The organism is Micromonospora sp. WMMC250 (assembly GCF_027460215.1).
Classification (GTDB): Bacteria; Actinomycetota; Actinomycetes; order Mycobacteriales; family Micromonosporaceae; genus Micromonospora; species Micromonospora taraxaci.
This window is the reverse complement of the sequence record NZ_JAPZBJ010000002.1, coordinates 3,221,340-3,238,919: the sequence shown is the minus strand read 5'-3', so window position 1 is coordinate 3,238,919 and position 17,580 is coordinate 3,221,340. Positions and strand designations below refer to the sequence as shown.

General features: G+C 70.7%; 17 protein-coding genes. 8 read left to right on the top strand and 9 right to left on the bottom strand.

Annotated features, from left to right (window positions below):
- Positions 1-112: 112 nt before the first annotated feature.
- The 8 genes from O3438_RS14175 to O3438_RS14140 all read right to left on the bottom strand — a co-directional run bounded on the left by O3438_RS14175 (position 113) and on the right by O3438_RS14140 (position 9,865).
- The gene (locus O3438_RS14175) at positions 113-760 is read right to left on the bottom strand and encodes a hypothetical protein (RefSeq protein ID WP_269680422.1); all 648 of its coding nucleotides are present in this window, start codon (positions 758-760) and stop codon (positions 113-115) included.
- A gap of 203 nt (positions 761-963) precedes the next feature.
- Positions 964-1,746, bottom strand: coding sequence for an anti-sigma factor family protein (locus tag O3438_RS14170; RefSeq protein ID WP_269680421.1), 783 nt, complete (start codon positions 1,744-1,746; stop codon positions 964-966).
- On the bottom strand, positions 1,743-2,435 hold the full coding sequence (locus O3438_RS14165; protein WP_269680420.1) for a sigma-70 family RNA polymerase sigma factor: 693 nt from the start codon (positions 2,433-2,435) through the stop codon (positions 1,743-1,745). The genes O3438_RS14170 and O3438_RS14165 overlap by 4 nt, the downstream gene beginning before the upstream one ends.
- 136 nt (positions 2,436-2,571) lie before the next feature.
- Positions 2,572-3,429: a spermidine synthase gene (locus O3438_RS14160; protein ID WP_269680419.1), complete on the bottom strand. Its 858-nt coding sequence runs from the start codon at positions 3,427-3,429 to the stop codon at positions 2,572-2,574.
- A 16-nt stretch (positions 3,430-3,445) separates the two neighbouring features.
- A complete protein-coding gene (locus O3438_RS14155) occupies positions 3,446-4,414 on the bottom strand; it encodes a hypothetical protein (protein ID WP_269680418.1) in 969 nt (322 codons plus the stop codon).
- A gap of 55 nt (positions 4,415-4,469) precedes the next feature.
- Positions 4,470-6,944, bottom strand: coding sequence for an AAA family ATPase (locus O3438_RS14150; protein ID WP_269680417.1), 2,475 nt, complete (start codon positions 6,942-6,944; stop codon positions 4,470-4,472).
- Complete coding sequence (locus O3438_RS14145) at positions 6,944-8,092, bottom strand: exonuclease SbcCD subunit D (protein WP_269680416.1); 1,149 nt, start codon at positions 8,090-8,092, stop codon at positions 6,944-6,946. The genes O3438_RS14150 and O3438_RS14145 overlap by 1 nt, the downstream gene beginning before the upstream one ends.
- An 18-nt stretch (positions 8,093-8,110) precedes the next feature.
- Complete coding sequence (locus tag O3438_RS14140; protein ID WP_269680415.1) at positions 8,111-9,865, bottom strand: ATP-binding protein; 1,755 nt, start codon at positions 9,863-9,865, stop codon at positions 8,111-8,113.
- A gap of 466 nt (positions 9,866-10,331) precedes the next feature.
- Here O3438_RS14140 and O3438_RS14135 point away from each other — a divergent pair, with 466 nt between their 5' ends.
- The 6 genes from O3438_RS14135 (at position 10,332) to O3438_RS14110 (ending at position 14,288) form a co-directional block, all read left to right on the top strand.
- Positions 10,332-11,036, top strand: coding sequence for a hypothetical protein (locus tag O3438_RS14135; protein WP_269680414.1), 705 nt, complete (start codon positions 10,332-10,334; stop codon positions 11,034-11,036).
- Between the two features lie 3 nt (positions 11,037-11,039).
- Complete coding sequence (locus tag O3438_RS14130; RefSeq protein WP_269680413.1) at positions 11,040-11,525, top strand: hypothetical protein; 486 nt, start codon at positions 11,040-11,042, stop codon at positions 11,523-11,525.
- Positions 11,526-11,555: 30 nt separating this feature from the next.
- Entirely contained in the window at positions 11,556-12,107 is a 552-nt protein-coding gene (locus O3438_RS14125) for a hypothetical protein (RefSeq protein ID WP_269680412.1), read from the top strand.
- 249 nt (positions 12,108-12,356) lie between these two features.
- On the top strand, positions 12,357-12,905 hold the full coding sequence (locus tag O3438_RS14120; protein ID WP_269680411.1) for a hypothetical protein: 549 nt from the start codon (positions 12,357-12,359) through the stop codon (positions 12,903-12,905).
- A 125-nt stretch (positions 12,906-13,030) separates the two neighbouring features.
- Positions 13,031-13,549 carry a SigE family RNA polymerase sigma factor gene (locus tag O3438_RS14115; RefSeq protein WP_269680410.1) on the top strand — a complete coding sequence of 173 codons (519 nt, stop codon included), beginning with the start codon at positions 13,031-13,033 and terminating at the stop codon, positions 13,547-13,549.
- Entirely contained in the window at positions 13,542-14,288 is a 747-nt protein-coding gene (locus O3438_RS14110; RefSeq protein ID WP_269680409.1) for a hypothetical protein, read from the top strand. Before O3438_RS14115 ends, O3438_RS14110 begins: the two co-directional genes overlap by 8 nt.
- A gap of 112 nt (positions 14,289-14,400) precedes the next feature.
- Here the strand turns inward: O3438_RS14110 and O3438_RS14105 are convergent, their stop codons facing one another.
- A complete protein-coding gene (locus O3438_RS14105; RefSeq protein ID WP_269680408.1) occupies positions 14,401-15,147 on the bottom strand; it encodes a pyrimidine reductase family protein in 747 nt (248 codons plus the stop codon).
- 150 nt (positions 15,148-15,297) lie between these two features.
- Between O3438_RS14105 and O3438_RS14100 the strand changes: the two genes are divergently transcribed.
- Positions 15,298-15,861: a plasmid pRiA4b ORF-3 family protein gene (locus O3438_RS14100; protein ID WP_269680407.1), complete on the top strand. Its 564-nt coding sequence runs from the start codon at positions 15,298-15,300 to the stop codon at positions 15,859-15,861.
- 329 nt (positions 15,862-16,190) lie between these two features.
- Entirely contained in the window at positions 16,191-17,477 is a 1,287-nt protein-coding gene (locus tag O3438_RS14095; protein WP_269680406.1) for an ABC transporter substrate-binding protein, read from the top strand.
- Positions 17,478-17,580: the final 103 nt, after the last annotated feature.

Genomic DNA, 17,580 nt, shown 5'->3' with positions numbered 1-17,580 from the left:
ACGTGCCGGACGGGACGTCGGCACCACCGGTATGCCGACGTCCCGCGTACGACCGGTGGCCGGCCGCGCCCTCCCCGGCGACGACCGACCACCGTGACTCGTGGTGTGGGTTCTAGTACGAGTAGCCCGAACCCCCGGCGTCGTTCGCGCCGCTGTCCGACGGCGGGGCGACCGGCTTCGGGGTGGAGGTGGGCAGGCAGCTCAGGTTCTTCTTGCCGTCCGGCTGGACCACGAACCAGGTGCCACCGACGGCCTGGCCCTTCCACTGGCCGGGCTTCTTGTCGCCGATGTAGCGGTACACGGGCCAGCCGCCGATGGTCAGCTGCCGGGTGCCGTCCTGGCGGGTCACGCTGCTGACCTTGTCGTCGGAGACGCCGGTCAGCTGCGGGTTGCCGTCGGTCAGCGCCGGGGGCCACACCTCGGCGCACTTGTCGACGCAGTTCGACGACGGCGGGTCGGCGGTGTCCTTGTCGAAGCGGTAGAGGATCCACCCGTCCTCGTCGGTGACCACCTTGCCCATCCGGGCGACGCTCTTGCCGGTCAACTTCTCGGTCAGTTCGACGTTCGCGGGCGGCGCGTCGGCGGCCGGCGCCTCCACGGACGCCGAGGCCTCCGGTACGACCGACGCGGTGGGCTCGGCCGCGGCGACGGCGACCGGCTCGACCGCGCTCGAGTTCGCGGGGTCGTAACCTGCGGGAGCGCAGGCCGTAAGTGCGACCATCGCGCTCGCGACGATGACGGACCGCTTCATCTGTGCCACGTGCCCTCCTCATTCTTGGCAGTTCACCCATAGGTACGGGATCTGGGCTGTCAAGGTTGAAGAAGTAACAGTGGTCAATTTCACGTTCTTTGATTGAACCGAATCGAAGAGATATCCGTACGCCCCTGCACGCAGGCCGTGCCACAACGACAGATCGGCACCGGTCATTGTGGTAATGACCGGTGCCGATACTGTACGCGAGACTACATGGGCACGGTGACCAGCGGACTCGCCACACCGTTGGCGTCGACCGACTGCACCTGGAGCTGCTTGATGTCAGCCACCACGGCAGACGTCGAGGCGCTCAACTCAAGACCCTGCGGGCGCGCATTGGTGCCGTAGCCACCCTCCGGAACCGACCAGGTCGAAATCACCTCGGGGTCGGCGTTCTTGCGCACCACCACCAGCCGGCAGACACGCGGGCCGGGCAACTTCCGCAGGCTGAAATTGATCCGGGTGCCGTAGTCCCGCTTCACCAGGAACACGGTCGTCTGGACACCAGTCGTCGGGTCGGTCGCGTCGACCTGGTCACCCTCCTCCTCGGTGCCACCCACGCCCGGGCCACTCGGCGGAGCCGTCGGCCCACCCGTCTGCGGGTCGCTCGGCGCACTCGGCGTCGAATCGGCGAGCACCCCCGGCGCCGGGTCGTTGCCCGTCACGCTGACGAACCCGTACCCGGTCAGACCGCCGAAGACCACCACCGCGGCGGCGGTCGCCAACATCTGACGGAACCGGGTACGCCGACGGTCGGCCCGGACCGCGCCCAACGTCCGGTTCAACAGCGCCGGGTCGGTGGCGGTCTGCTCCATCGCCATCATCGTCTCGCCGTCGATGTCGGAGAGCAGCCCCACCACCGGAACCATCGTCTCCAACTCCGCCGCGCACGCCCAGCAGGTAGCGAGATGCTCCTCGAACCGCTCGGTATCCTGCTCGTCGAGCACACCGAGCGCGTACGCCGCGACGTCCATGTGGTCCGGCCGGCTCATTCTGTCACCCCCCGCTCCTGCAGAGCCGTACGCAGCGCGCGCAGCGCGTAGTAGACCCTCGACTTGGCCGTGCCGAGCGGCAGCCCCAACTCCTCGGCGGCCTCCGGCACCGTCCGCCCCCGGAAGTACGTCGAGATCAGGATCTCCCGGTGCGACTGACTGAGCGTACGCAGGGCGTCCGCCACCGTCATCGTTCGTAGCACCCGGTCGGTGCTGTCCGCCTCGGCGAACGCGGTGAGGTCCCGGTCGTACGTCTCCGGCGGCCGGGCCTCCTGGCTGCGGTGCTCGTCGATGGCGATCCGTCGGGCCACCGTGACGAGCCACGGTCGCAACGAGCCCTGCCCCTGGGTGCCCAGGCGGTGCGCGTTACGCCAGGCCCGCAGCAGCGTCTCCTGGACGATGTCCTCCGCGCGCTGCCGGTCCCCCCCGGTGAGACGCATGACGAACATCAGTAGTGGACCAGCGTGCTCCGCGTAGAGCAGCTTGATCAGTTGGTCGGAATGGCTGGCCTCGGTTGTCGTCGCCTGATGGCGTCCGGGCGCCGGTCGCGGCGTCACCGGACCATTCTGGCGAGACGTCGCGCGCGCGTCGACCCCCCGGGCAGACGAGGTCGGCCGCGACGAGGACCGCGCCGACAACCAGTCAGCGCTTACCGCGTCGCCATGCCAGCCGGCCGCCACCGCATGCATGCAGACCTCCGGGGGTTTCCGTCACCAACGTCGGCCCACGAGGCGGGCCGCCCGGTGGTACGCACCGCCGCCCCGAACGGATCAACGAACCGCGGAAAAAATTCTGCGGCGCTGTCGGAGCGCACAGTCAGCGCGGTCAGCGGCGTACCGAGAACAGCCCCGGCGGCGGTGGATCGGAACCTGTCGCGTCGGCGTCCCGGACGACCTGAGCGCCGCCGGCGAAGCGGTCCAACTCGTCGCCGGCCACCACCCGACCCGGGAACCAGTCCCCGGCAGCGCGCCGGGTCAGCTCCGGCACCGGCGGTGTGGTCCGCCCGGCGACCAGCACCAGGTTGCCGTACCGACGGCCCCGCAGCACCGCCGCGTCCCCCACCAGACAGGCCTGCGGCAGCACCGAACGGACCGTGGCGACCTGCCCGCGCGCGTGCCGCAGCGGAGGGCCGTCGGCCAGATTCGCCAGATACCAACCCGCGGGGCGGAGCACCCGGGCCACCTCCGCCGCGTACTCCACCGACGTGAGGTGAGCCGGGATACGCGCACCGGCGAACACGTCGGCGACCACCACGTCGAAGCTGGCGTCCCGGGTGGAGGCCAACACGGCCCGGGCGTCCTGCACCCGGACCCGCAGCCGTCCGTCGGACGGCCACGGCAACGCCCGACGCACCAACTCCACCAGCGCACCGTCCACCTCGGACACCCGCTGGGTCGACCCCGGCCGGGTGGCGGACACGTACCGGGGCAGGGTCAGGGCCCCGCCACCCAGGTGCAGCACCCGCAACGGCTCACCGGCCGGCGCGATCAGATCCACCGCGGCGGCGAGCCGCCGGACGTACTCGAACTCCAGATGGGTGGGATCGGTCAGGTCCACATGCGACTGCGGTGCGCCGTCCAGCAACAGCGTCCACGAACCCGCCCGGTCCGGGTCCGGAACGAGTTCCGCCTGCCCGGTGTCGACCTGCTCGACCACGCGGTCAGCGGCCCGTTTACGTCCCATCGCGACAGGTGCCCGTTTAGCGTGCCGCGCGGGCCGCGGCGGTCAACGCGCGGTGCAGCAGCCGGGAGTCGCCGAGCAGGGCACGCAACCGCCGTTCCAGACCGGCGATCGGGATCAGGTTCTGCGGAGCCCGCGGGTCCTTGTACGGCGTGGAGGCGAAACGCGGCAGGGTGACCAGCGACAGGTCGGCCAGCTCGATCGCCGCCTCGACGGGCAGGTCGGCCGAACACTCCACCCGCACGATGCCCGCCCACGGCGCGCCGATCGCCACCGGCAGCCGCAAATACCACGACCAGCCACCCCAGGCGGTGCCGAGCCGGAACACCGGCGAGCGCTCACCCGACGCCAGCCCGACCACCACCGCCGTCAGTCGGGCATCCAGATATTGGCTGTGCTGGGTCTTGATGTAGCCCAACGTGCGCGGCAACTGCCGACGACTGCGCAGCGGCCCGTCCACCACCAGCAGGTCACCGTCGACCCGGGCGGCGTCGGACACCGCCACCTCCAACGCCGTCAACGGACCCTGCACCGCCGCCGGCAACTTGCCCAGCTCACCGGTGCCACCCACCCGGTGCACCGGATAGCGGATCGCACCCGCCACCACGTCCTGCGCCGACGGGCTCGCGGTGAACAGACCCCGACCGACCCGGGTACCGGCCAACTGCGCCGCCCCCCGGCCCAGGTCGCACCGCACCACCCCGGCCGCGTACGAGGCGGCCAGCCCGGGGAACGACCCGCCGTCCTCCTCCGCCGTCCAGATGCTCGCGTCGATCCGGCGAACCCCGTCGACCAGCAACACCACGTCGGGCGCGCGGACCCCCTGGCGGACCCCGATCGCCCGCCAGTCCACCGCGGGCAGCTCCGCGTCCGCGTCGACCTGCGCGCTGCTCGGCGCGGCAGGACCGGCGGCGGACGCCTCGAACGACGCCCCGTACGCCGGATCCCACGAGTCGACGAAGAACGCGGCGTCGTTCCGCACGTTCACCGGACTTGTCTTTCGTTCGCGACTGCGCGGCTCCGCTGCGCTGCACTCCTCGCGCTCACCGGCCCGTCCGCTCTATGCGCGACGAACGCGCATCCTTACGCACCTCGAAGCGGACCGGGATCCGCTCGGCCAGCGCCGGCACGTGGGTGACCACACCGACCATCCGGTCGCCCCGCGCGGCCAGGTTCTCCAGGGTGGCGGCCACCGTGTCCAGGGTGGCCGCGTCGAGCGTGCCGAAGCCCTCGTCCAGGACGATCGACTCCAGACTCGCCGCCGTCGTCGACATCCCGGCGAGCTGCTCGGAGAGCGCCAACGCCAACGCCAACGACGCCTGGAACGTCTCACCGCCGGACAGGGTGCGGACGCCCCGCCGCAACCCCGCGTCGTGGTGGTCGACCACGAGGAACTCGCCCTTGTCGTGCACCAGCTCGTACTGGCCGGACGACAGCTCCCGCAGGATCCCCGACGCCCCGTCGACGAGCAGGTCCAACGCCTCCGCCAGCAACCAGCGCTCGAAGTTGTTGGCCCGCAGGTGCCCGGCCAGCGCACGGGCCACCTGCGCCTCGCGCTCGTGCACGGACCGCTGCTCGCGCAGCGCCCCGGCCTGCTCCCGCCGCTCGCGCAGCCGTCGCAGGTCGGCGTCGGCCCGCTCCACAGCGACCGTCGCGGCGTGCACCGGATCGTCACCGACCGGCACGTCGACGGCCGCGAACCGGTCGGCGATGTCGCGCTGCACGGCGCCGGCCACCGCCTCGGCCTCCGTCACCGCCGACGCCCGACCCGCCCGGTCGGCGCGGCGGCGGTCCGCCTCGGTGGTCGCCCATCCCGTCAACGAGGCCCATGCGGCGGCAACGTCCTCCCGATCGGTCGCCGGCGGGCCGAACCGGGCCAACCCGTCGCGGGAGGTGTCGAAGGCCCGCCACGCCGCCCGCAACCGCTCCTCGGCGGTGTCCACCCCCGCCCGCGCCTGGCGCGCGGCCTCACGGCCGGCCCGAACCGCCGTCGCCGCCTCCTCCAACGCTCCCCGCAACCGGGCGTGCTCGGCCAACTCCCGGCGCAACACGGCCGGCTCCGCCGCGCCGTCGAGCTGACCGTCCAGCTCGGCCAACCGAGCGTCCACCTGCTCCTGCCGGGCCCGCGCCTGCACCAGCAGCCGCTCCAGGTCACGCGCTGCCGCGTCGCGCTGCTGCACCGTCGCCTGTGCCGCCTTGGTCGCGGCCCGCGCCGCCTTGCCCGCCGCCGTCGCGGCCGCCACCGCCGAGTCGGCCGGCACGTCCGGCACCCGCGTCACCGGCTGCTCGCAGACCGGGCAGGGCGCGTCGGCGTGCAGGTGCACCCGCAAGCTGACCGCCAGGTCGGTGGCCTTGGCTTCCTCGTGTGCCCGGAACGCCGCCTCCAACTCGGCGTCGGCCCGCTCGGCCGCCACCCGGGCCTCGGCCAGCGCGGCCACCGCCGCAGCGTGCTCGTCGTTCGCCGCGCCCACCGCCGCGCGGACCGTGTCCGCCTCGCCGGACAACCGGTCCCGATCGTCGTACGCCCGCAGGAGCAGCCGCGCCGCGCTCTCGTCGCCGACGCCGGCCAGCTCCCCGCGCAGCTTCTCCTCCCGCTCCTCCGCCAACGACACTGCGGTCGCCGCCGCCTCGGCCTCCGCCCGCGCCGCGGTGACCGCGCGCGCCACCTCGGCCACCCCGCCCGGCGCGCGTACCCCGGTCAGCACCCGCAGCTCGTCGTCGAGGGCGGTCAGCGCCGCCGCCGCCTCCCGCGCCGCGGCCCGAGCGGCCGTCAGCTCCGGCACCGCCGCCGTCACCGCCGCCGCCAGCGCCGCCATCCGCTCGACCCGGGCCTCGACCTCGGCCAGCGCCTCGTCGTCCACACCGGTGAGCCCGGCGAGCACCTGGTCGACCGCGTCGAGTTTGGCGTCCGCCTGCGTGGCCCGCGCCGTCGCCCGCTTCTGCACGTCCTCGTAGACGCCCAGGCCCAGCAGGTTGACCAGGATCTGCTGCCGCGTCGCCGGCTTCGCGTGCAGGAAATCGGCGAACTGCCCCTGCGGCAGCACCACGCAACTGGTGAACTGCTCGTACGGCAGCCCCACCGCGTCCAGCACCGCCTGCTCCATCTCGGCGGGGGTGCCCGCCACCACCTCACCGAGGTCGTCCGGGCTCAGACCGGTGTCCAGTTTGGTGACGTCGAAGCCGGCCGGCATCACCTGCAACCCGGCGTTCGCGGTCTTGACGTTGCCCCGGCCGTCCCGGCGGACCACCCGGGTCGCGACGTAGCGGGCCCCACCGGACTCGAAGACCAACCGGACCCGCGCCTCGGTCGCCGACGGCGCGAGGGCGTTGGCCAACCCCCGTGCGCCACCCCACCGGGGCACCATGCCGTAGAGCGCGAAGCAGATCGCGTCCAGCACCGTGGACTTGCCCGAACCGGTCGGGCCGATCAGGGCGAAGAAGTCGGCGTCCGTGAAGTCGACTGTCGTCTCGTCCCGGAAGACCGTGAAGCCGGCCATGTCCAAGCGCATCGGACGCATCAGTGCTCCACCTCCTCGAAGAGCTCGTCGAAGAGTTCCTGGACGCCCTCGTCGGCGTGACCACGGCTATCCAGATAGTCGGCGAACAACTCCCGGGGCGAACGCCCCGACCGCTGGGCAATGCGGGCGCCGCTGCCCGACGCGGCCAACAACTCCGGGTCGATCCGGATCTCCAGCGCCCGGGGCAGCAACTCCTGCACCTCCTCGCGCAGGCCGGCGCGGGGTTGCTCCCGCACGTACACCCGCAGCCAGGCGTCCGGTGCCTCGATCTCGGCGAGCTGGGCCAGGGTGCCCCGCACCGTCCGCAGCGCACTCGCCGCGGTCACCGGCACCTCCCGCACCCGGGCGGCGGTGCTGGCCGTCACCTCGACGATCGTCACCGACGGGACGTTCTCCTGCTCGCCGAAGTCGACAGCGAGCGGGCTGCCGCTGTAGCGCACCGGGCAGGGGCCGATCACCCGCTGCGCCCGGTGCAGGTGGCCCAACGCCACGTAGTGCGCGGTCGCCGGGAAGACGGTGGCCGGCACGGCGTAGCCCAGCACCGTGTGCGCGTCGCGTTCGCCGCCACCGGTGGACGCGCCCGTCACCGTCAGGTGCGCGGTGACCAGGTGCACCCGGTCCGGTTCGGTGAAACCCTCGGTCAGTCGCCCCAGCACCCGGCCCAGGTGGTCGGCGTACGTCTGGTTGGTCTCCGCAGCGGTCAGCTCGTACATCTCCAGCGCGCGCACCGCGTACCGCTGGGACAGGAACGGCAGCGCGGCCAGCCGCCACCGCTCGCCGCCGGCGGTGGTGCCGTCGATGACGTGCTCGTCCGGGTTTTCCCGCACCCCGCCGCGCAGCGTGATGCCGGCGGCCTCGGCCCACGGGCGCAGCGCGTCCAACGCGGGCCCGTTGTCGTGGTTGCCACCGATCGCCACCACGTCCGCGCCGGTGCGGCGCAGCGCCGTCAACGCCCGCGTGACCAGACGGGTCGCCTCCGAGGTGGGCGCGGCGGTGTCGTAGAGGTCACCGGCGACGATCACCAGATCCGGCTGCTCGGCACGGGCGATGTCGATCACCCCGGCCAGCACGGCCTTGTGCTCCTCGGCCCGGGACTGCCCCTTGAGCACCTTTCCCACGTGCCAGTCGGAGGTGTGCAGGATCTTCATGGGTGTGCCGGCCCTCAGCTAGAACGGGATGTCGTCGTCGGAGCTGCCGCCGCCGGAGCCCACCACGGCGAACGGGTCGGCGGACTGGGTGATCGAGCGCAGCGTCTCCGACGGCGCCCGACCCGCCTCGGAGACCCGGGTGGCCCAGGCCGGGAACGGAAACTCCAGGCAGAGCGGCACCGGGATGTCCGGCTGGTTGACGAACATGGTGCCCGGCTTGGCCAGCAGCGCACGCTGGCGCTGGGCGGGCGGCAGGAAACCGTACTCCGGGCGGGACGCCTCGGCCGGGTCGAGCCGGCCGACCACCCGGATCGCCGAGTTCGTGACGATCCGCCGCTCCACCTCGCTCGCCGTCTGCTGCGCGCCGATCAGGATCACGCCGAGCGAGCGGCCCCGCTCGGCGATGTCGAGCAGCACCTCCTTGATGGGGGAGGAGCCCTCCCGGGGGGCGTACTTGTTGAGCTCGTCCAGGACGACGAAGAGCAGCGGCTTCGCGGTGCCGGCCTTCTCCTTGCGCTCGAACTCGCTCTTCAACGTCACACCGACGACGAACCGCTGCGCCCGGTCCGGAAGGTTGTGCAGGTCGACCACTGTGACCTGCGCGGACTCACTGGTGTTGATCGAGTGCGGGCGGCGGGTCGCCAGGTCGCCACGGATCAGCCGGGCGAGGTCCTTCTTGCTGCCGATCAGCCGCCGGGCGAACGCGTTGACGGTGCCCAGGCCGACCGCGCTGCCCGCCCAGTCGGAGCGGGTCTCGTCATCGTTGAGCTGGTCGACGATGTGGTCCACCAGATCGCCGTAGGAGCCCAGTCGGACCCCGTCGATGCTCACCCCGCCGTCGGCCGGCTGGGCGTAACGGGCCAGGTGCGCCGCCACCGAGTGCACCACCATCGTGTACTGCTGACGTTCGTCGTCGGCGTCGGCGAAGACGTACGGCAGCAGACGGTCGGCGCAGAACTCGGCGAGCGTCCAGTAGAAGCTGTCGACCCCGGTGAGCCGGCTGCTCACGTCGGGAGTGCCCGACGAGTCGCCGGGGCGCGGCGGAGCGTACACCCGCACGTCGGGGAACGCTCCGGCGCTCAGCCCCAGCTTGGCGTACGCGGCGCGGGTGGGCTCGTCCAGGCGGGTGTTGGGGTGGTCGAGGAAGAGCAGATCCTCGCCCTTGACGTTGAAGATCAGCGCCTTGGCGTTGACCGCGTCGCCCCCCAGCACCCCGGAGCGGAACACCGAGTAGAGCAGGAAGGTGGCGAAGCTGGTCTTGGTCGCCACACCGGAGATGCCGGAGATGGAGACGTGCGCGCCCCGGCTGCCGTCCAGGAAGTCGGCGTTGAGGTAGACCGGGACGCCGTCGCGGCCCATCCCCATCGGGATGCGCCGCTCCATCCGGTCGAAGTGCAACGCGCGCGCCCGGGCGTCGCCCTCGGCCCGGTGCACCACCATGCCCGGCGTCGGCGGAACGTACAGCTCCGGGTCGACGCGCGTGGTGGTGATCTCGGCCGCCTCCTGCACCTGGGCGGGCAGCGTGCCGTCGGCGATGGCGAAGACATCCGAGTCGAACTGGGCGCCCTCGTGCCGGGCGCGGACCTGGGTGACCACCCCGGCGATGGTGACCGGCTCCCGGTCCGGTAGCTCCCGGCGGGTCACCACCACGTCGTCGAGCTGGAGGTAGCTGCCGGGCGCCACGGCCGTCCAGAACTGCAGCGGGGTCGCGTCGGCGGTGCCCAGCACCCGCCCGACCGCCTCGCCGGGGCTGTCGAGGTCGGCGTCGGTCATCGGGCGACTCGGGTCGCTCGGTCGGGAAGCATGCTGTGCATCCTGCCCGAGGAGTACGACAGGTCGCCACGCGACGCGGCGGACGACACCATGCGCCGTCACACTCATGACGCTGGGTGCTCGATCGGACGCGCGTGGTGGAGGAAGTCGGGTCGGCGAGCCACGCGTGGCGATCAGCGCCCAGACGCCCAGGCAGCACACCGGTTGAGTCGGCGCGTCTTGTCCGCCGGCGTCCTTTGCGAATCCATTGCATTCGTTCGCGTCGTTGCGGATGTCGCCAATTGCGCCGCCCTGCCGAGGTCTCGGCCCGTTTCGGGGCATTCGTATAGGCAAGTGCGACATGGGATTGGGGGCATGGCGAGCCGTCTGTCTCCCGTATTCTCGGGTCGCCGTGATCACAGTGTTTTGGGCTGGGGGTCTTGTCGATCCGGTATTCCGATAACTCGTCCTGGCGAAGGGTGGGCCGATGGCTCCTTCGGTAAAAACGCAGATCGCTGTGGCACCTGATGGTCGGAGAGTCACTGTTTCCTGCCGCGCAGAGCGCCTTCAGGAAGAGTGGTTCTGGCATGCGCGGTTGACAAGTAAGGCCTTTGCGATTTCGGTGGCAGTCGGACGGCCGCAGTACGCGGCTGACAGCGTCGCTGCCGGTGGCTATCAGCTCAGGGAGAGGGTGAGCTACGGGACCCATCCGCTTACGGTTTCCGTCTCTCCCGAGGGCGAGGGTTATCTGGTCACCTGGGAGTCGACTCATCACAGCCTGGTGTTCGGAGGGCCGGGTCAGGCTCCCCGGCTACGGGACATCATCACCCTTCTCGACGAGCTCAGGCCGCAGGACGGCGTCGATGGCCTGCGGCTTCGCCCAGCGCCGGGGAGCGAGACCGTCATGTGGGGTCTTTTCGGCGTTAAGTTCACCGATGCCGGGATGGTTTCCTTCTATCCGCGGCAGGAAGCGACGGGACTGGTGCCGGATCAACCGGGGCTCTCCGTGCCGGCCGGCGACCTCTGGCGTAAAACGATAGGCTCCCCTGACGGCAGTGCCGGTCAGAGCAAGTACATCCTCGCGAACGATAGCTCCGTGGCGGTGCTCGACGACGACTTCGGTCGTGCCGCGACCATCACGCAGGCTGCGCAGGAAGCCCTGCTCTCCTCCCTCTCCGTGAAGTGGTCGTAGGTCGTGACCTCGATCCTGGCGGCGGCTCTCGTGGCCGCGTGGGCGGCGATTGTGGTGCTGTTCCTCGGATACAGCGCCCTGTTGGGGCAAATCAGGGAACTCAAGAGCGGGCAGCCAACCGGCGGCGGCGTCTCGCACCCGGAGCTCGCGGCGCCGTCGGCCGTCGGCCGGACAGTCGCCTTGGTCGTCGCTTCCGGATGCGCAACGTGTGCAGAGGTGTTGCCGGCATGGCTGACGCTGGTGCCCCAGCTCGCCGACGTCGGTCATCGGCCGGTACTGCTGAGCATCGACAACTCCACGGGTTGGGCCGAGCACGGCGCTGAAACCTTCATGCTGGGCTCGGAGTTGTCCGCGCCATTACTGCTGGCGTATCAGCCAGCTCTCCTGCTGTTTGACGAGTCCGGAGCGATTGTGTCTGCCGAACCCGTCGGTTCCGCACTCGGGCTGCAAGAGTATTGCGCACCGCTACTCGGGCTCGTCTCGTCCTGACCGCGGCTGTCCTGAAGAAAGGCTCTCGACATGTCCTCTTTGTTGGACCGGATCCCGACAATCGAATTTCAGGCCGAAGCAGGAGGCGTGGGTTCGGGTGCCACGCCGATGTCCAGTCGCCCACTGGCTACGCCGTCTCAGCCCGTCCCGGCCCGCTCGACGATCGAACGACGCTCTTTTCTTCGCGCGGTGGTGGTCGGGGGAGGTGCGCTGGCCGTGACGATGTTCGGTTGGGTTGGCGAGCGCATCCCCGCCTTCGCAGCGAAAGGTGACCGGGTCACGCTGCATCCGACGCACTGCATGGGCACGAATACCAGTGGCGATGTGCCCTGTTGGGGGCGGCAGTACATTGGTGGGACCTACTGCGGCTCGGACGGCCGGCACCGCACCGACACCGTCAACATGGGCAGCTACGACCGGCTCTACAGTTGGGAGGCCGCCTGCGGCGGCTATGCGGGCTGGTACTGGGTCAACGACCGCGACGTCCAGACTCGCTGTTGGGACGGGCGCTACTACACGATCGTGCACGCGACCGGCCTCAAGAGCGGCCCCTACACCACCTGCTGCAAGAAGACGGTGTAAGCGACGATGACCGCCCCGGTACTCGGTGGACTCGGCAAGTTGGCATCACCATTGCAGATGGCGTACGTCGTCGTGGCAGGAACGATCGCGCTGGCGGTCGCCTCGCTGCTGTCGCCGTTCGCCGTCGGAACTGTCCTGATATCTGCCTGCGCGGTTGGGGTGGCGGCCGGGTACTCGACGTCCGGATCTGTTTGAAGCCACAACTCAGCCGCGTTGCTGACCTCGTCGGTCTGGCGGGGAACGAAGAATGTGAACTACTTCAACCACGGTCTCCTCCTGGGAGGCACCGCGTCCGGCCTGTTGTTGCTGCTGCCAGCCGCGGCTGTGCAGCTGCTTCCGCTGGTCGTCCGGGAGGTCTCCCTGGTGATCGTGGTCGTGCTGGCGGTTCTTTGTGAGGTTCGGATCGTGCCCTTCCGGCTTCCGCAGAATGCTCGCCAGGTGCCGAGCTCGATCATGGTGCGGGCGGACGGCAGCGGGGCCTTGCAGTTCGGCTTCGAGATGGGTACTGGACTCCGTACGTTCGTCCCGACCCAGTTGCCGTACCTGCTGGTCGCTCTGTCCCTCCTGATAGCGCCGTGGTGGGCGGCGCCGATGATGGGTACCTGCTTCGGATTCGGCCGGACCCTCATGGTCCGATCGGCCGTCAGTGCGGGTGATGCCTCGCAGTGGGATGCCCGATTCGCCAGCCATCGCAGGACGATCGTCGCGCTGTGTTGGATCGCTGTCCTGGGGGCTCTGACCGTCATCGTCACCGTGCTCCCCGATTCGACGCTCGTCGCTTCGCTGCCGTTCCGGTAGCCGCCGTCGTGGGCCAGTTGCCGCTCCGAGCAACTGGCCCACGGCCCGCGAGTTCGAGGGCAATCGCTGACCGCCGGGACTCAACTTCCCGGGCGGCGGTCGCGTTACTTAGGTATGGAGCACCCATGAATGACGACTTCGGCACTTTCGTCGCGACGAGCGGCCCTCGACTGCTCCGCTTCGCCGTTCTGATCACCGGGCAGCGGGCCGATGCCGAGGATCTGCTGCAGGAGGTGTTGGAGCAGGCATACCCTCGCTGGCGGGCGGTCCGGCAGCGGCAGCCGGAAGCCTACCTGCGCCGTGCCATGACCAACCGGCTGGCCAGCCGATGGCGCTCACCATGGAACCGACGTCGGGTGGCGCACCTGCCGGATGCGGCGGCGCAGCCGGACGAGATGGCTCGGGTCGATGACCGGGAGGTGCTTCTGGCGGCGATGCGGGAACTTCCGCCGCGGATGCGGGCCGTTGTGGTGTTGCGGTACTGGCTGGGTCTCTCCGAGGCGGAGGTAGCCGCCGAACTGGACTGTTCCACGGGCTCGGTGAAGAGCCAGGCTTCCCGTGGTCTGCACCGCTTGCGAGCTCGGCTGGAAGCTGCCGGTGTCACCCCACTCGACCTCGACCTTGCGGAGGACAACCATGCGTGAACACGAGGTGGCTGACCTGCTCGACCGCGCTGTCGCGTCTGTCGAACTGCCGTCCGGTCTCGCCGGACGGGTCGTTGCCGGAAGCCGGGCGCGTCGACGCCGGCGCCTGCTGGCGGTCGGTGCGGTGGCGGTTATGGCCGCTGCGGGGGCACTGCTGCTTCCGCAGGTGGGCCCGCTCGGCCGCGACGGCGGCAGCGACGTCGGGGGCACCGAGCCCGGCGCGGCTGCCGACGTCCCGACCGGGATCCTCGGTCCCGACGGTCGAGCGGTGACAGAGGCCCAGATTGTCGCCGTCGGTCGGGCCGGGTCGGAGACGCTTGTACTGGTCAACCGGGAGCCACGTGCCGAGGAGCGGTCCGTCGGGGGGAAAGCGGCCGAGGTGTGGGTCGCCCCGGACGGGGGCGGTGCGCGACGGTTGCACGACTACCTCTCGTACGATCTCGCGTGCATCGACGGTGACGCGGTCTGTGCAGCCATCCGGTCCACTGGCAGCGGGCTGGGCGTGGCCGTGGCCCGGCGCTCAGGTGGCCGGCTCTACGTGCTGGTCCAGGCACCGCAGGGGCGTACCGTCGAGGTCGTGGCCGACGGCGTGCCGCACTCGCTCGGCCCGGCGCCGCGCGGCGCGGTGACGGAGGTGGCCGCCATCGAGCCGTACGACGAGGTGCAGGTCTGGGCGAGCACCGCGGACGGCCAGCGCTACCGGATCCCGTGGGCTCCCGGCGCGGTCCTGAACGACTGAGCCCCCGCGCACCGGGACGCCTGCCGCAGCCCTCGCCGACCGGAGCACCGCAGCCTGTGCGGGCACGCTGGGCGGGTGGTGTCGATGTCGTTCGCCCTTCGACGAGCGGGTCCTACCGCCGGGCGTGGCGCAGCATGAGGACGCCGTCGTCGGCGGCGAGCACGTGGCGCAGCGGCAGGTGCCGGGGCGGGGCGGTGTCGCCGGCGGTGATCCGGCCCGGTCCGGGGCCGGCGAGCAGGGGCGAGACGGTCAGGCACAACTCGTCCACCAGGTCGGCGGCGGTGAGCGCGCCGAACAGGTGCGGGCCGCCCTCGCAGAGCAGTTGGGTGAGCCCGCGCCCGTGCAGCGCGGCCAGGCCGGCGGCCAGGTCGACCCGGTCGGTGCCGCAGCGCAGCAGGTCGGCGACGTCGGTGAGGCCGGGCGGCGGGTCGGCGTCGGCGTGGGTGAGGACGATCGGGCGGGTCGGCGCGTCGGCGAAGGCGGCCTGCGCCGGGTCCAGGTCGAGGGAGCCGGAGACGACCACGAGTGTCGGGTACTCCGCCAGCCCGTCAGCCCGACGCCAGGCGCGGCGGGTCTCGTTCAGGCGGACCGCCCGGTACGCCTCGTGGCGAAGCGTGCCGGCGGCCACCACCAGGGCATCGCAGACCATCCGTAGCAGGCCGAACACCCGCTTGTCCGGCTCCCCGGAGAGCCCGGCGGAGTAGCCGTCCACGGTGACCGCGCCGTCCAGGCTGGAGACGAAGTTGACCCGCAGTCGGGGCTGGTCGGAGCGGCCGTAGAGGTCGGTCAACGCGGCATCGTCGAGCGGCTGCGACGACGGCTCGGGCCAGAGCCGTCGGATCGGAATTCCGACGGTCATTCGCCGGCCGGACCAGTGACCGGAGGGGTCGGTTCGGCGGTACGGTGCTGACAGTCGCACCAGTTCCGGCCCGGGCAGTCGTCGTGTCGCCGGGCCCGGCACGCGCGGCAGATCATGCTCGCAGCCTAAGCCGCGGGAGGGCAGGACAGCATGCCGCGTCAGATCTTCCAGCTGAAGATGTCCCTGGCCAGCGTCCGCCCACCGGTGTGGCGGCGGGTCCTGGTGCCGGCCGGTTACACGCTGGACCGGCTGCACCGGGTGGTGCAGCACGCGATGGGGTGGCGGGACTGTCACCTGCACTCGTTCGAGATCGACGCCGTGCAGTACGGCGAGCCCGACCCGGACGGCGAGTTGGGGCTGCACGACGAGTTGGACGCGCGGTTGGACGCGGTGCTCGGCAAGGGCAGCCGGTTCTCCTACACCTACGACTTCGGCGACTGGTGGGAGCACGACCTGGTCGTGGAGGACGCGCTGACCGTCGACCCCGACGAGCGGTACCCGGTCTGTCTGGCCGGGGAGCGGGCCTGCCCGCCGGAGGGCATCGGTGGGCCGCTGGGTTACCGCGCGCTCCTGGTGGCCATGGACGACCAGGCGGCGCCGGCCGATCTCGCCGACCCGCGGCTGGCGTTGCTGCGCGACTGGGCCGGTGCCACCTTCGACCCGTCCCGCTTCGACCCCGACCGGGCGACCACCCTCCTGCGCCGCTTCTGCTGAGCCGACCCCGGGCGCCGCCTGGCGCCGCCTGCCCTGTCGATCAAGGGATTTGCGTCAGCGAGACGGCGATTTCTGACCGAAATCTCTTGATCACCTTGGGTTATGGGGGTGCTCAGAGTGGGTGTGGCCTGGGGCGGAAGGGGTTAGCGGGGCGTGCGGTAACGATCTGGGAACGCTCCCAACGTCCTATTGACACTCCCGTTACCCGACGGCAATCTCATGGGAGCGCTCCCGGAGGTGGCATGGGTCACTCACGCTCCCCGGCCTGGCGCGATGAGCACACCCCCACCACACCCATCAGCCTCACCACCGGAAAGAGGGGTCAGCGAATGAGTGTCACCACGCGGCGTACCCGCCTGGCGGCCGCTGCCCTGGCCGCGATCACCGCAATCGGCGGTCTCGCGGCCTGCGGCAAGGACGACGACAAGCCGGCTGCCGGCGAGAAGCCGACCAAGTTGGTCGTCGACACCTTCAGCGAGTTCGGCTACGACGAGCTCGTCAAGCAGTACGAGAAGGACACCGGCATCAAGGTCGAGCTGCGCAAGACCGCCCAGCTCAGCGAGTACCGGCCGAAGCTGGTCCGCTACCTGGCCACCGGCAAGGGCGCGGCGGACGTCACCGCCCTGGAAGAGGGCATCCTCAACGAGTTCAAGACCAACCCGCGTAACTGGGTTGACCTCAACCCGCTGATCGCCGACCACTCCAAGGAATACCTGCCCTGGAAGTGGGAGCTGGGCAAGTCGCAGGACGGCCGGTTGGTCGGCCTGCCGACCGACGTCGGCAGCCTCGCCGTCTGCTACCGCAAGGACCTGTTCCAGGCGGCCGGCCTGCCCACCGAGCGCGACCAGGTGTCGGCGCTCTGGTCGGACTGGAACGGCTTCCACGAGGCCGGTCGGAAGTACAAGCAGGCCACCGGCAAGGCGTTCGTCGACTCGATCACCGCCGTCTCCAACGGTGTGATGTTCCAGGGCAACGGTGATCTGTTCTACGACAAGGAGAACAACATCATCGCGGACACCAGCCCCGCGGTGAAGAACGCCTGGGACACCGCCACCTCGATGGTGGACATCTCCGCCAAGACGTCCACCTGGTCGCCGGAGTGGTCGGGTGGCTTCAAGCAGGGCACCTTCGCGGTCACCTTCTGCCCGTCCTGGATGCTCGGCATCGTCTCGGACAACTCCGGTCCGGCGAACAAGGGCAAGTGGGACGTCGCGTCCGTGCCGGGTGGCGGCGGCAACTGGGGTGGCTCCTGGCTCGCGGTTCCGGAGCAGAGCAAGTACCCGAAGGAGGCGGCGAAGCTCGCCGAGTACCTCACCAACGCCAAGAGCCAGGTGGAGGCCTTCAAGCTCAAGGGCCCGCTGCCCACCAACCTGGAGGCGCTGAAGAACGAGGCGTTCCTCAGCTACACCAACGAGTACTTCAGCAACGCGCCGACCGGCAAGATCTTCGGCGAGAGCGTCGCCAAGATCCAGCCGACCCACCTGGGTCCGAAGCACCAGGCGGTGAAGGAGAACGCGTTCGAGCCGGCACTGCGGGCGTTCGAGAACGGGCAGGCCGACAAGGCGAAGGCCTGGGAGCAGTTCACGAAGGACGCAAAGACTCAGGGTGCCTTCTGAGTGATTCCCTGCCGGTGGCGTTCGGGGCTTCCCGGACGCCACCGGCCGGTCCCCTCCGCGTAGCGCCCTGCGCGAGGGCCCCCGGGCCTCGCCGGAAAAGGAA

Coding starts and splice junctions, on each gene's coding strand:
- O3438_RS14170 (WP_269680421.1), bottom strand. CDS start 1,746: ATGAGCCGGCCGGACCACATGGACGTCGCGGCGTACGCGCTCGGTGTG.
- O3438_RS14165 (WP_269680420.1), bottom strand. CDS start 2,435: ATGCATGCGGTGGCGGCCGGCTGGCATGGCGACGCGGTAAGCGCTGAC.
- O3438_RS14160 (WP_269680419.1), bottom strand. CDS start 3,429: ATGGGACGTAAACGGGCCGCTGACCGCGTGGTCGAGCAGGTCGACACC.
- O3438_RS14150 (WP_269680417.1), bottom strand. CDS start 6,944: ATGCGTCCGATGCGCTTGGACATGGCCGGCTTCACGGTCTTCCGGGAC.
- O3438_RS14145 (WP_269680416.1), bottom strand. CDS start 8,092: ATGAAGATCCTGCACACCTCCGACTGGCACGTGGGAAAGGTGCTCAAG.
- O3438_RS14140 (WP_269680415.1), bottom strand. CDS start 9,865: ATGACCGACGCCGACCTCGACAGCCCCGGCGAGGCGGTCGGGCGGGTG.
- O3438_RS14135 (WP_269680414.1), top strand. CDS start 10,332: ATGGCTCCTTCGGTAAAAACGCAGATCGCTGTGGCACCTGATGGTCGG.
- O3438_RS14125 (WP_269680412.1), top strand. CDS start 11,556: ATGTCCTCTTTGTTGGACCGGATCCCGACAATCGAATTTCAGGCCGAA.
- O3438_RS14115 (WP_269680410.1), top strand. CDS start 13,031: ATGAATGACGACTTCGGCACTTTCGTCGCGACGAGCGGCCCTCGACTG.
- O3438_RS14110 (WP_269680409.1), top strand. CDS start 13,542: ATGCGTGAACACGAGGTGGCTGACCTGCTCGACCGCGCTGTCGCGTCT.
- O3438_RS14105 (WP_269680408.1), bottom strand. CDS start 15,147: ATGACCGTCGGAATTCCGATCCGACGGCTCTGGCCCGAGCCGTCGTCG.
- O3438_RS14100 (WP_269680407.1), top strand. CDS start 15,298: ATGCCGCGTCAGATCTTCCAGCTGAAGATGTCCCTGGCCAGCGTCCGC.
- O3438_RS14095 (WP_269680406.1), top strand. CDS start 16,191: ATGAGTGTCACCACGCGGCGTACCCGCCTGGCGGCCGCTGCCCTGGCC.